Origin of the sequence: Lactococcus lactis (assembly GCF_029023865.1) — a bacterium.
Classification (GTDB): domain Bacteria; phylum Bacillota; class Bacilli; order Lactobacillales; family Streptococcaceae; genus Lactococcus; species Lactococcus lactis.
In genome coordinates this window covers 1257394-1271487 of the sequence record NZ_CP118969.1, presented here as the reverse complement: position 1 = coordinate 1271487, position 14094 = coordinate 1257394, and the positions used below count along the sequence as shown (strand labels likewise).

Sequence of the window (14094 nt, the reverse complement as noted above, 5' to 3'; positions counted from 1 at the left end):
AATAAAATTAAGAAAAAATAGATAAATAATTGACAAATCAAAAAATTTTAATTATACTAACTAATAATATTAAATATCGAGGTTCCAAAATGATTAACAACTTTAAAAAATTTTATTTTTTCTTTATGAATGATCCACATTAGTTTTTGGCTAATAAAATGTGGGTCCTCTTTGATGTTCGTTAATCATCTAGGGGATAAAGAAGACGTCCCCTGGGACGTCTTTTTTTATTATAAAGGAGGCACATAAAAAGTAAAATAGAAAAAATTTATTGCAAGTAAAATATTATTAAGTATTTTTACTAAAAAACTATAGAAAAAAGGTAAAAGATGACTTTTAAAGAACTCAGTAACAAAATTAACATTAAAGATGTAAAAGAGCTAAATCATTTAAATGATGAGCAACGAGAAAAGAAAGAAAAACGTGATAAGGAACTTGAAGCGATAATTAAGGGTGAAGACGATAGAATCCTCTTAGTCATTGGCCCCTGCTCATCGGATAATGAAGCTGCAGTTCTAGAATATGCTCACAGATTGTCAAAACTTCAAAAAGAAATAGAAGATAAAATTTTTATTGTGATGCGTGTTTATACTGCAAAACCGCGGACAAACGGAGATGGCTATAAAGGCCTCATTCACGAACCTGATGCAGATGGACATACAGACCTTATCAATGGGATAAAAATGGTTCGTGACCTTCACTATAAAGTAATTACTGAAACTGGTCTGACTACAGCAGATGAGATGCTATACCCAGAAAATCTACCATTAGTTGATGACTTAGTAAGTTACTATGCAGTTGGCGCTCGCTCAGTTGAAAATCAACAACATCGCTTTGTTGCTTCAGGAATAGATGCCCCAACAGGAATGAAAAACCCGACATCAGGGAATTTAAAAGTTATGTTTAATGGAATGTATGCAGCCCAACAATCTCAAGATTTTCTATTTGGGAATGCTGAAGTAGAAACATCAGGAAATCCATTAGCTCATGCCATCCTTCGTGGTGGACAAGATGAAAATGGTAAAAACCATCCAAATTACTATACAGATAATCTTCTTGAAAGTATCGAAATATACGAAAAAATGGGCTTACAAAATCCATTTATTGTTATTGATACTAATCATGATAACTCTGGGAAGAAGTATATGGAACAAATAAGAATTGTTCGTCAAACATTAGTCAATCGTAATTGGGATGAACAAATTCATAAATATGTCAGAGGATTTATGATTGAATCATATCTTGAAGACGGTCGTCAAGACAAACCAGAAGTATTTGGAAAATCAATCATTGACCCATGTTTGGGTTGGGATAAAACAGAAGAACTTATTAATGAAATTTATAATTCGTGATTGTAAAATGAGAAGGGATGAGTGAGAAACTTAATAGAATATTTTCATATTCTGTTCAGATAGAAAATGAATTTTTCTATCAAAAGTAAAGAACCAAACCTTATCGTACCACCTTTTAAAATAATAATATAAAAGAGTAGTTTTGCTACTTTTTTAATTTATCTTTTTATATAAGTTTTAGTTTATAAAAAAATAAATCTTTCATTTGTGTATTTTTTAAAAATAAGATGTATAATGTATTTATCATCTACAGATGTAAACTTTACAAAAAATAGGAGAACTAAGATGACTTATAAAACTAGTACTGAAAACAAAGCGTTAGAAATTGTAAATGTTAAATCACTTGAAGGTAAAGTGAAACAAAGTATGGAGGCTGCGGGAAATAAAGGTGCCTTTGGCTATATTCGTGGTGGCTCTGAAGATGAGTGGACACTGAATGAAAATACATCAGCATTTAACAAAAAACAAATTATGCCTCGAGTATTAAGAGGAATTGATTCTGCAGATTTAAGTACCTCACTCTTTGGTATAAAACTAAAAACACCAATAATCCAAGCACCAGTTGCCGCCCAAGGCCTTGCTCATGAAGAAGGAGAAGTTGCAACTGCTAAAGCGATGGCTGAAGTTGGCTCAATCTTTTCAATTAGTACTTACGGAAGTACATCAGTGGAAGACGTCGCAAAAGCAGCACCAGGTGCACCGCAATTTTTCCAATTATACATGAGTAAAGATGATAAATTTAATGAATTTCTTTTGAAAAAAGCTGTATCAGCTGGAGTTAAGGCAATTATTTTAACCGCTGATTCAACATTAGGTGGCTATAGAGAAGAAGACATTGTCAATCATTTCCAATTTCCTTTACCAATGCCAAATCTAGCTGCTTTTTCAGAAAGTGATGGAACGGGCAAAGGAATAAGCGAAATTTATGCAGCAGCAAAACAAGGTCTTGTTTTAGAAGATATTCAAAAAATTAAAAAAATAACTAATCTTCCTGTAATTGTTAAGGGGGTCCAATCTCCTATTGATGCAGATGATGCCATTAACGCTGGGGCAGACGGTATCTGGGTTTCAAATCATGGGGGACGACAATTAGATGGAGGCCCTGCTTCAATTGATGTCCTACCCCTCATCGCTAAAAGTGTTAATCATCGAGTTCCTATTGTTTTTGACAGTGGAGTTAGACGTGGGGAACATGTCTTCAAAGCTTTAGCACAAGGAGCAGATGTTGTTGCGGTAGGTCGTCCAGTTCTTTATGGTTTGAATTTAGGGGGAGCCAAAGTCGTTCAATCTGTTTTTGAACACTTAAGCAAAGAGCTAAGTATTACTATGCAACTTGCTGGAACAAAAAATATTGAAGAAATCAAACATACCTCATTGATTGACTAATAGTTCAAATAAAAAAGTACCTTATTAGAGGTACTTTTTTTATCCTATTTGATAAAATAGTTAGTTTTGAAAGTTCATTTGATCAATTTTTGAAACAATTTCCTTATCTACCCAAACCGAAACACTTCCATCATTGACGTAAAATTCAGCTCCACCATTTTGATCCAGCGTAATAGGTATTTCGTGTCTTCCAAATAAATCTATATAAACTTTACCTGCATACGCCTTATCAATTATCATATATTTTGAGCCACCATTTTTATTAGTTAAAATACATGATAATCCATATTCCTTATTATCTATTTTTAAAATATTTGTCCATCCAATAATATCAGGATGATCAAAATAATCATTTTCCCTTAAAAACTCAGAGTCCTTACGTAATGCTATCATAGTTCTTAAGTTATCACCTACAGGATTAACATTATGTGAGGGTATTCCATATAAATCTCCCCAAAAGACAGTAGGAGTTCCTTTTTTTCGAAGTAAAATTAAGCTATAAGCGTGCTCTTTAAACCAAGCTGGAATCCAAGATTGAAGAGCCTGTCCTTCTTGAGTATCATGGTTATCAACAAAAGTGACCGAGAGTTCTGGCTGGCAGGCAGTGAGTGTGTGATCAAAAAGAGTACGCATATCAAATTCTCCATTGGTTGAAGAGGCTTCTTTCATATTAAAATGTAGTGGTACATCAAATAATTGTATTCTATCACTGGATTGTTCTAGATAATACTCTAATTTGCCAAGATCATCAGACCAGTACTCGCCAACAATAAAAAGTTTTCTATCCAATTGCTTTGCTCTCTGCTCAAGCCATTTATCAAAATATTTGAAATCAATATGTTTAATTGCATCTAATCGAAAACCATCAATTTTTGTCATTTCTGAAAACCAATGTCCCCATTTTTCAAGTTGTTCAACCGTTTCCGAAACACTAAAATCAAGATCAGCCCCCATTAAATAATCAAAATTATTATTCTCTGAATCTACATTCTCATCCCATTCATGTCCTTCAAATTCAAGAATTTCTTCTTGATTTTTCCTTTCATCATAATCAATTCCCGTAAAGTTGTGCCAGGTCCATATATAATTGTCGTATTTTCCTTGTCTTCCAGGAAATGTAAATTTGGTCCAAACTTCAACAGTTTTATTATTTTCGATGTTATGAAGATGATTATCTTCTGCTTTAATATCAGCTTCAATAGTTTCTGTTTCATCAGCACCCATCATGTGATTAAAAACGATATCCGCATACACTTCAATATTGTTGTGGTGTAGTGTATTAATTAAATCAAGATATTCATCTTTAGTCCCATATTTTGTAGGAATTGTCCCTTTTTGATCAAATTCCCCTAAGTCGAATAAATCATAGGTCCCATAACCAACATCTTCAACTCCAGAAGCTGCCTTGGAAGCTGGAGGTAACCACAATCCTGAAAATCCTAACTTTCCTAAGTCAGGAATATTCTCTTTTATATTATTCCAGTGCTGAGAATCTGAGGGTAAATACCATTCAAAAGCTTGAAGGATTGTTTTCATAAAATCATTTCTCCTTTTTCAAATTGATACAATTCTTTTCTAAAAACTAGCGCTATTAATAATTAGTATACACAAAAAGGAATCTGAAGGACAGCAGAATGTTTTAGAATTAATTAGAATATTCAAAAATATAATACTATCATCATTGGTGAATGTATTTTTTGTAAGACGATATTTTTGAATATTCTGAAATTTAATCATACAATGAAATTATACTGAATTGAAAGGAGTTAGAACATGAAAGAAATTTCTTACAGTAAAATACTCTTAGTAGCTAAAAATGCACATCTTTATTTTTTCGATACCTTAGATAATATTGATGTAATTTCAGGACGCCGATTAGTCCATTTTATAAAAAGTGATTTGGGAAAGCATCGGCTTGCCCGTTATCAGCTTATTATATTTTTAGATTCTGGTTTTAAAGCTAACTATCCTAATATTATAAAGGATTTTACCGAGGCAAAGATGATTCTATTTTTTTGGAATCATTTGACTCAAAAATATATTGATTTGCTACATACCTCTAGAGAAATAGGAGTAATTGATTCCTACTATAGTTTTGACCCTATTGAAGCAAAAAAATATGGGCTCTATCATAATTCTACTTTTTATACTCCTTGTATAAATTTACCTCTTCAAATACCAGATTATGATTTGTTTTTTGGAGGAAATGATAAAGGAAGAACTCAACTTGCACATGTTATTTTAGATAAATGTGCCAGTTTAGATATTTCAATATTACTTTATATCATTAATGGAGAAAAAGGTTTTAAAAATAAAGGATATTTACCCTATCCAAAATTTTTAGAGTTCTTAATTAACAGTAATGGTATTCTTGAAATTATGCAAGAAAACCAGACAGGTTTGACCTTGAGAACAATGGAGGCTATTTTCTTTAAGAAAAAATTAGTTACAACAAATAAAGCCATCAAGCATTACCTATTTTATCATCCAGATAATATTTTTATTTTAGGAGAGGACTCAATAGAGAACTTATCTAATTTTTTGGAAAAAGACTATCATCCGCTAGAACATGATAAAATCAATTTTTTTGAAAGCCAAAACTGGTTTGACAGATTCTTATTTCCTGAAAAGGAATTACTGAATATTGAATATCGTGATAGTTTACTGGATGGTTAAAATGTTCAGCAAAATTACTAATGACCAAATCAAAATAAATAAAAAGACGTCAAAATAGATGTCTTTTTATCATTATATTAATAATCTAAATAACTTTTATATACTATGAAAATGACAAATCGTCTTGTATATTTCATAAATTTTAATACTAGTCTTGGAAACCCAATCTTGAACATGTTATACTGTAAGAGTATAAAAATTAGGAAATGGTGTTTTATGTCAGCTATTAGTTTTATTGCTGTGATGATGATTGGTGTTATCGGGGCAAATATAATCAAAGAGTTTTTTCCACAAATTTCAGAAACTTTTATCTTGATTGGTGTGGGCCTTATTTTGAGTTTCCTACCAGAATTTCAAAATTTTGAATTGGAGCCAGAGTTTTTTATGATGTTAATCATTGCTCCATTAATGTTTTATGAGGGAAGTAAAACTTCATTAAAAAAAGTACGTAAAAATTTTAGAGGAATATTTTTTCTATCAATTACTTTAGCAGTGGTAACTGTACTTTTGGTAGCAGTGCTTACGAATAATATAATGGGTAGTTGGATTTTTCCTTTAGCTATCTGTTTTGCAGCAATTGTAACGCCAACAGATGCAGTTGCTGTAAAGTCAATCATTTCTGGAAAGAAAATGCCCGAAGGGGTTAATGAAGCAGTTGAATTTGAATCTTTATTTAATGATGCAACAGGGTTAGTTTTACTGAGCTTAGGATTATCTGTTTTAGAGAGTGGGCATTTCAGTATTTGGGAAGGACTTGGTCGCTTTATATTTGTCTCAATTGGTGGAATTATAATTGGTTTAGTTGTCGGTGCTCTACTGGTACGAATTAGGACGGCAATCAATCTCAGAGCAACTCGGCCAGAAGCTACCATAATTCCTATTTCAATTCTGACCCCCTTCTTTATTTATTTGTTAGCAGAACATTTTGGAACTTCCGGTGTTTTAGCTGTAGTTGCTGCTGGGTTGATTCATAATTTTGAAGGAGATATGCTCAAACTGACTTCAACAAATGTTCAATTAACGAATAATACAATCTGGGAGATTTTAAGCGATATTCTGAATAACTTTGTTTTCATTCTCTTGGGTGTAAGTCTATTTGGAATTTGGGACATTTTTAAATCACTTGGTTGGAAAGAATCAATTGTACTATTTTTGATAAGCGTTTTAGTTTATTTACTTATGTTATTCATAAGAAAATTTTGGACTAATAGAAAAGGAAATAGATCAATCGAACACTTTTTCTCTGATGTAAAAGAAGAGCGTAATAGTGATTCAACAATTTTTGCTTTGTCAGGAGCCCATGGAACAATGACATTAGCAATGGCTTTCTCTTTACCTTTGAATACTAGTATTTTGAGCAACGAGAATAGGGAAATTATTATTACAATGGCCGCTATTGTTATTCTTTTAAGTCTTATTGTACCAACACTGATTCTGCCAAAATTATTACCGGCACTTGGAGGTGAAAGTACTGATAATATAAATCAGGTTCGTAACGATATGGTTGATTATGCGATTCTTCATATGGTAGAAGAAATTGAGGATAGTAAAGTTCGTAGTAGTCTTACCAAACAACTACAATCACAAAAAGGATTACAAATCCCTGACCACACTAAGAGTAGTAAATTAATGGACGAGATAATAAGTTGGCAGGAAACATTACTTGATACAACAACTATAAAAGCACAATTTTCATCTAAAGTTATTGACTATTTTAGAATTTATCTAGAAAACAGTAGTAAACATTCAACTAGTAAGAAAATAAGACGATTATTCTCCAAAAGACGACGTGGCAGAAGAGTAGATTCAGTAGAAATGCAAGAATTTGCGACAATAAGAACTGATATAAGCCGACTAGAAAGCAGTTTATATCAACAAACAATCGAAAAATTAAGTTCTCTTGAAAAAGAGCGATTAGAAAATAAGATAACTGACTTTAGTGATATTGAAGAAGTAAAACATATTTTGGAAAATAGACATTACCGTATTCGTAACGAAATTCAAGAAGATACAATTATTCCAAACGAATTACTCATAGAGGCTTTTCAACTTGAATATCAATTTATATTGAACCAGGTAAAAACTGATGTAATTTCTAAAGAAACAAGTAATAAACTTTTTAAAGAGATAAATAATGCTCAAGTTTTACAATTACAGAAACAATAAAAAGCCTATTGAGGCTTTTTTCTAAAGTAACTAAATATATTACCAATAAAGTTGATTCGCATGGTTCATAGCAACGATAAACGATTATGTTCCATCAAACAGCCGTAGGATCATTACCCTCTTTATTAGAACTCAGTTGATTACTGGTAATTATCAATTCTATTTGCTAGAATATGCTTGTGTTGGACAAGAGCTTATGATGTTGGAGTGTCTTTATTATTTCATTGATAATAATAAAATCAGTCTGTAACAAGTAATGGATGCCTAATGAATTTACAAAAATTTAAAAGATTGTTGCTAGAGAAATTGATACATGGAGGTAATGATAGATGAAATTAATACGATCATCAATTTTGTTAGGATTCGGTGGATTTGATCCAGTGGGAGCAGTGCTTATAATGGCTGCACTAGCAAATGGAACAAAGAAAAAACAAGTATATTTATTTTCTTTGATGGCTCTACTTTCCACGGTCGTTTTCGGATTAATATTTTCATACGGTACTAGTATAAGCTTGAATTATTTTATAGATATAATGAATCATATTCCAGATATGGCTTATGTATTTACCGGTTTTTTGATATCCATTGTATGTGTAGCTTGGTTTATAAGATCTACCTTACTAAAAGGAAATAAAGAAAGAGTAGATGATCAGAAAGAATCGAAATTTATGAAATTTGCAAAGAGAAGTATGCCACTTGTAGGTTTTATTTTTGGGTTTTGGGCTATGTCAGATCCGACTTTTTGGGCAGTGGTTGCACTAAGTGCAAAAGAGGGGAATATACTATTAACAATATTATGTTTAACAATTTGGATGTTGTTAGGACAGATTCCTTTATATACTTTAGTAATATCATTAATATTTAATGTCTATGAAAAATTGATTAAAATAGCAAGTAGTTATTTAGATAAAAATAACCGAAGAAAAAAATTAAGTAATGTCACTAGAATAATAATATCATTATTTATATTAGGTATTGGTATTTATTTTTTTATTGATTCATTGGTATATTTACTAAAAGGGATTTGGTTATATTAGTTTATATATTATCGTGAATTAATATAAAACATGTTTAGTGTTTGATAAACAGATTATAATCTAAGTTTATCTAATCACTTTTATAGTTTAGTCGCAAAATATAGAAGTTTAAAAGAAGAATAAGGCTTTTGGTCATATTCTTTTTAGTGTCCAATTTACTATGTTCATACTGAGCAATTTTTAATAACAAAATATAGGGGAGTGATAAAATAGAATGAGAATATGAAAACTCCTACAAAAAATATTAATTTAGAAAAAGAGGAACAGCTGTGAATATTGAAGTTTTACTTGAAAAGAAAGAACAAATACAGGTTAAGATTTTACGTCAGTTGTTCCTCAAACATGATAAGCTAACTGCGCAGGAACTGTGTGATTGGGTAAACCTCTCTCGACCTTCAGTTCAGAGTTATTTGGAGGATATATCTTATATAGGACGAATGATTGGGAAACCCATGGAAGTTATTCGTCAGAACAATAAACTCGTTCTAAACATGTCGGAATCACAAACCTTAGATGAAGTCATCAGTTTTTTAATCCAAGATAGTGTCAAATATCGCCTGATTCTCTTATTTTTAGAACAAAAAAATTACATGATTTTTGAATTAGCAGAACTCTTGCTACTCAGTGAATCTACTTTGTTTCGCAAAATCAAAGAACTCAATAAACTTTTATTGGAATTTGATATTCAAATCAAAAATAATAAATTGATCGGAGAAGAAAGTCAAATTCGCTATTTTTACTATCTGCTATTTGATTCGCTTCATCCTAAATTTCGACCAGATTTGCTGCAAGTCACTAAATTTCAGGTTGAATTTGTACGGCAACTTGAAGAAACATTAAAAGTAAATTTTTCCGAAAGTAGCAAAGATAAACTTTATCGGTGGTTGGCAATCACAGAAAGAAGGCGGAAACTTACAGATATCCAAATTACTAAATCTTTAGAAATGAAGAAAATATACCAAGATGACCATCTCTATCAACTATTGGATTCTCTTTTTTATCAACATATTTATGATAATCAGAGCAAGGATAACTGTGAGACAATTTTTTTCTACGGTTTTCTCCAATCTTTTTTCATTCTAGATAAAGAAAGTTATTACCGTTTTGATATTTATCGCAGTAAAAAAATTCCAACTGTTCTCTTGAATATTTCTTTAAGAGAGCGAATGTTAAACCACTATCGTCCCCATCGTTTAGGTTTCGAAGAGGAGAAATCCATCAGTTATCAGTTAGCTCAAGTAAACAATAAATTCACCTTTTTCCAAGGTAGCCTCTTTACCAAAATTCAAGAAGATTTGATGCTACATAAACAAAACTGGGTCGATAAGAGTTTTCAAGATTTACTCGATAACCTCAAAGATATTGCTTTAAGTTATATACCCAAAGAGCAGGATTTGCCAGAACTCATCTTTGGTTATCGCAATGCCTTGATGCTGCTGGAGCTCTTATCTGCTCAACAATTGACGGTGGCTTATGATTTGTCTGATACACCTGCCTATCAAATCCCGATGGAACACTATCTGAAAAATCACCTCAGATCTGTTGAAAAGATAAAATTAGAGCATTATCAAGAAAGCCAGAGTTATGATCTACTTATCTCAAGTAAAAGAAATGACAGTCGAAAGTTTGTCTATATACTTTCCGAGTTTTCCAGTGATTATGATTTTGAAGAGTTATTGTCGCGTATTGAAAACTTAAAAAAAGAAAAATTTCAAAAAAAAGCAATTTTGAATTAAGAATGAAACACGAAAGAGGGGTGCTCTCCTCTTTTTTTATGTTTTCACGTGAATATTATTTTACATTTATGAATATATTACTGCGGTCCCATTATTTAGCATTTTCTCACTGAATTTATTACAGAATAGATGAAGAATTAAGAATAGCAAATCAAATAAGTTTAAAATTAAATTGGGGTAGAGACTCCCTCTCTCATTATTTCTTAGTAAGCACAAACTGCCCAAATTCAAGTAATTTTTCTATGCGAATCTGTTGTTTATTTTCGACTGCCAATTTTTTTTTGAATTTGATAAAAAATGAAAGTTTCTATTCGTTTTAAAATGCTATAATATAAATCATAGAAAACGTTTACAAAGGAGAAACAACATGACAGAAACTTCTTACATTATGGCAATTGACCAAGGTACAACAAGCTCAAGAGCTATTATATTTGATAAACATGGTAAACATATCGGCAGCTCCCAAAAGGAATTTACACAGTACTTTCCTAAAGAAGGTTGGGTGGAACATGATGCCAACGAAATTTGGAACTCTGTTCAGTCTGTTATCGCAGGGGCTTTTATCGAGTCGGGGATTAAGCCTGTACAGGTTGCGGGTATCGGTATTACTAACCAACGTGAAACTACCATTATATGGGACAAGAAAACAGGAAAACCAATCTATCATGCTATTGTTTGGCAATCTCGTCAATCTGCCGATATTGCCAATGGTCTTAAAGAAGCAGGACATGAGGAACTCTTCCATAAAAAGACAGGACTTATTGTCGATTCATATTTTTAAGCCACAAAAATTCGTTGGATCCTTGACCATGTCGAAGGAGCACAAGAGCGTGCAGAACGCGGAGAGCTCCTCTTTGGAACCATCGATACATGGCTCTTGTGGAAGTTGACAGATGGTGATGCACACTATACTGACTATTCTAATGCCAGCCGTACCATGCTCTACAACATTCATGAGTTGAAATGGGACGAAGAAATCCTGAAAATTCTTAATATCCCAGCTTCAATGCTTCCAGAAGTCAAGTCCAACTCAGAAGTTTACGGCGTGACTAAAGGTTTCCATTTCTTTGGCTCTGAAGTGCCAATCTCAGGTATGGCAGGGGACCAGCAAGCTGCATTATTTGGTCAAATGGCCTTTGAACCTGGAATGATTAAAAATACCTATGGTACAGGTTCGTTTATCGTCATGAACACAGGTGAGAAACCACATATTTCGAAAAATAATATGCTTACAACAATTGGTTATGGCATTAATGGAAAAGTTTATTACGCCTTAGAAGGAAGCATCTTTGTTGCGGGGTCCTCTATCCAATGGTTACGTGATGGTTTGAAAATGTTGGAACGTGCCAGTGATTCCGAAGAAGTGGCACTCCAGTCTAGGAGTCAAGATGAAGTTTATGTGGTGCCAGCTTTTGTCGGCCTTGGTGCTCCGTATTGGGACCAAGAGGCGCGTGGTGCTATGTTTGGCTTGACACGTGGAACAACAAAAGAAGATATTGTGAAAGCAACCTTACAAGGGATAGCTTATCAAGTTCGTGATGTAGTCAGCACCATGAAAGAAGATACAGGAATTGATATGTCTGTGCTCAAGGTAGACGGTGGCGCTGCAAACAATGAATATTTGATGCAGTTCCAAGCTGATATCTTGAATATCCCAATCCAACGTGCGGGAGATTTGGAAACGACAGCACTTGGTGCAGCCTTCCTTGCAGGACTTGCCGTTGGTTTCTGGAAAGACTTAGAAGAGCTTAAAGAATCCTATGAACCGGGCAAAATTTTCCAAACTCAGATGCAAGAAGAACGTAGAGAAGAACTCTATGCCGGTTGGAAAAACGCCGTGAATGCGACACGCGCTTTCAAATAATAATCAATCAGACAGTAATCTAAAAGGAGAATAGAAATGGCTTTTTCTAAAAAAACAAGACAAGAAGCAATCACAAAAATTCAAAATGAAGAGATGGATTTACTCGTTATCGGAGGAGGGATCACTGGTGCTGGTTTGACATTACAAGCGGCGGCGGCTGGCATGAAAGTTGCTGTACTTGAAATGCAGGATTTCTCAGAAGGGACATCCTCACGCTCAACAAAACTCGTGCATGGTGGCATCCGTTACCTCAAAAACTTCGATGTCGAAGTCGTTTCCGATACAGTTTCAGAACGCGCTGTTGTTCAAGGCATTGCGCCACATATTCCTAAGCCAGATCCGATGTTACTTCCTATCTACGATGATGAAGGCAAGACAACGTTTGATATGTTTTCTGTGAAAATTGCGATGGATTTGTATGACCGTTTGGCCGGTGTGGATGAAGATTCGCCATATGCCAACTACACTATCTCACCAGAAGAAGTCCTGCGCCGCGAGCCACTCATCAAGAAAAAAGGTTTGCAAGGGGCTGGAGTCTATCTTGACTACCGTAACAACGATGCCCGCTTGGTGATTGATAACATCAAAAAAGCTGTGGAAGACGGTGCCCAAGCCATAAGCAAGATGAAAGTGATTGATTTTATCTATACAGACGGACAAATTTCTGGTGTTCGTGCGCGTGATTTGTTGACAGATCAAGTCATTGAAGTCAAAGCTAAACTTGTGATTAACACAAGTGGACCTTGGGTAGATAAGATCCGTTACTTGAACTTCACACGTCCCATCGTACCCAAAATGCGTCCAACAAAAGGTGTCCATCTTGTAGTAGATGCGGCCAAATTACCTGTGCCACAACCAACTTATTTTGATACAGGCAAACACGATAAACGCATGGTCTTTGCCATTCCACGTGAAAATAAAACTTATTTTGGTACGACAGATACGGATTATCATGGCGACTTTACCGATCCAAAAGTAACTCAAGAAGATGTAGATTACCTCTTGGATGTTATTAATTTCCGTTACCCAGAAGCAAATATTATGATTAATGACATCGAAGCTTCATGGGCTGGATTGCGTCCATTGTTAGGCGGTAATTCTGGATCAGACTATAACGGCGGTGATAATGGTGCGGTCTCTGAAACCAGCTTTAACGCTGTCGTTGAGGCGGTGCTCCGCTATAAAAATAAAACAGCAACAAAAGCCGAAGTGGAGCATTTGTTGAACAATATGGAATCAAGTCTTTCCGAAAAAGGAGATGCACCATCTTCCGTTTCTCGTGGCAGCTCACTTGAACGCGAGAGCGATGGTTTGATTACTTTAGCGGGTGGTAAAATCACGGACTACCGTAAAATGGCAGCAGGTGCGATGGAGCTCATTTGCCAACTGCTTGAGGAGGACTTTGGTTTGAAATACGAACCTATTGACTCTAAAAAATACCAAATCTCTGGTGGCGAATTTGACCCAACTAAAGTTGAAGAAGTCGTTGATGGAAACATGAAGGTTGGTGTCGCTGCAGGTCTTACAGAAGAAGAAGCAAAATACATTGCTGACTTTTATGGTATGAATGCACTCCAAGTCTTTGCCTATGCTTCTGAAATGGAAGTTTACGAAGGCTTATCTCTAGCCGAATCCGCACGTCTTCGCTATGCGCTTGAGGATGAAATGATCTTAACACCAGTGGACTACTTGCTTCGTCGTACCAACCATATTTTGTTTATGCGTGAAGGAGTAGATGCTATCAAGGTACATGTTGTCAATGCCATGGCGGACTACCTTGGCTGGTCTGCAGAAGAAAAGGCAGAACAAGAAAAAGCTTTGGAAGAAGCACTTCGTGAATCTGACTTGTCGGACTTGAAGAAGTAAAAAAATGTAAA

Annotated in this window: 8 protein-coding genes and 1 pseudogene; 8 read left to right on the top strand and 1 reads right to left on the bottom strand. The window is 34.1% G+C overall.

Going from position 1 to position 14094, the window contains the following annotated elements:
• The first annotated feature begins 329 nt into the window (after positions 1–329).
• Positions 330–1352, top strand: a complete 1023-nt coding sequence (locus PYW37_RS06405) for a 3-deoxy-7-phosphoheptulonate synthase (protein ID WP_025017087.1) — start codon at positions 330–332, stop codon at positions 1350–1352.
• Positions 1353–1637: 285 nt separating this feature from the next.
• Entirely contained in the window at positions 1638–2738 is a 1101-nt protein-coding gene (locus tag PYW37_RS06400; protein ID WP_025017086.1) for a lactate oxidase, read from the top strand.
• A gap of 60 nt (positions 2739–2798) precedes the next feature.
• Here the strand turns inward: PYW37_RS06400 and PYW37_RS06395 are convergent, their stop codons facing one another.
• The gene (locus PYW37_RS06395) at positions 2799–4274 is read right to left on the bottom strand and encodes an alpha-amylase (protein ID WP_025017085.1); all 1476 of its coding nucleotides are present in this window, start codon (positions 4272–4274) and stop codon (positions 2799–2801) included.
• 237 nt (positions 4275–4511) lie between these two features.
• Here PYW37_RS06395 and PYW37_RS06390 point away from each other — a divergent pair, with 237 nt between their 5' ends.
• From PYW37_RS06390 to glpO, 6 genes and pseudogenes are all read left to right on the top strand, one after another.
• On the top strand, positions 4512–5414 hold the full coding sequence (locus PYW37_RS06390; RefSeq protein ID WP_023189226.1) for a WaaS/CpsH family glycosyltransferase: 903 nt from the start codon (positions 4512–4514) through the stop codon (positions 5412–5414).
• Between the two features lie 216 nt (positions 5415–5630).
• Positions 5631–7580 (top strand): cation:proton antiporter, encoded by a 1950-nt coding sequence (locus tag PYW37_RS06385; RefSeq protein WP_021723439.1) that lies wholly within the window; start codon positions 5631–5633, stop codon positions 7578–7580.
• 329 nt (positions 7581–7909) lie between these two features.
• Complete coding sequence (locus tag PYW37_RS06380; RefSeq protein WP_025017084.1) at positions 7910–8617, top strand: hypothetical protein; 708 nt, start codon at positions 7910–7912, stop codon at positions 8615–8617.
• 269 nt (positions 8618–8886) lie between these two features.
• Positions 8887–10353 (top strand): AcpB/EbpR/MafR family transcriptional regulator, encoded by a 1467-nt coding sequence (locus PYW37_RS06375; RefSeq protein WP_025017083.1) that lies wholly within the window; start codon positions 8887–8889, stop codon positions 10351–10353.
• Between the two features lie 367 nt (positions 10354–10720).
• A pseudogene (gene glpK / locus PYW37_RS06370) lies at positions 10721–12217 on the top strand (glycerol kinase GlpK).
• Positions 12218–12253: 36 nt separating this feature from the next.
• A complete protein-coding gene (gene glpO, locus PYW37_RS06365; protein ID WP_044009675.1) occupies positions 12254–14083 on the top strand; it encodes a type 1 glycerol-3-phosphate oxidase in 1830 nt (609 codons plus the stop codon).
• Positions 14084–14094 lie beyond the last annotated feature (11 nt).

What these genes read in the sequence shown, in the direction of transcription:
- PYW37_RS06405 (WP_025017087.1), top strand. Translation starts at nt 330, where the DNA reads ATGACTTTTAAAGAACTCAGTAACAAAATTAACATTAAAGATGTAAAA.
- PYW37_RS06400 (WP_025017086.1), top strand. Translation starts at nt 1,638, where the DNA reads ATGACTTATAAAACTAGTACTGAAAACAAAGCGTTAGAAATTGTAAAT.
- PYW37_RS06395 (WP_025017085.1), bottom strand. Translation starts at nt 4,274, where the DNA reads ATGAAAACAATCCTTCAAGCTTTTGAATGGTATTTACCCTCAGATTCT.
- PYW37_RS06390 (WP_023189226.1), top strand. Translation starts at nt 4,512, where the DNA reads ATGAAAGAAATTTCTTACAGTAAAATACTCTTAGTAGCTAAAAATGCA.
- PYW37_RS06385 (WP_021723439.1), top strand. Translation starts at nt 5,631, where the DNA reads ATGTCAGCTATTAGTTTTATTGCTGTGATGATGATTGGTGTTATCGGG.
- PYW37_RS06380 (WP_025017084.1), top strand. Translation starts at nt 7,910, where the DNA reads ATGAAATTAATACGATCATCAATTTTGTTAGGATTCGGTGGATTTGAT.
- glpO (WP_044009675.1), top strand. Translation starts at nt 12,254, where the DNA reads ATGGCTTTTTCTAAAAAAACAAGACAAGAAGCAATCACAAAAATTCAA.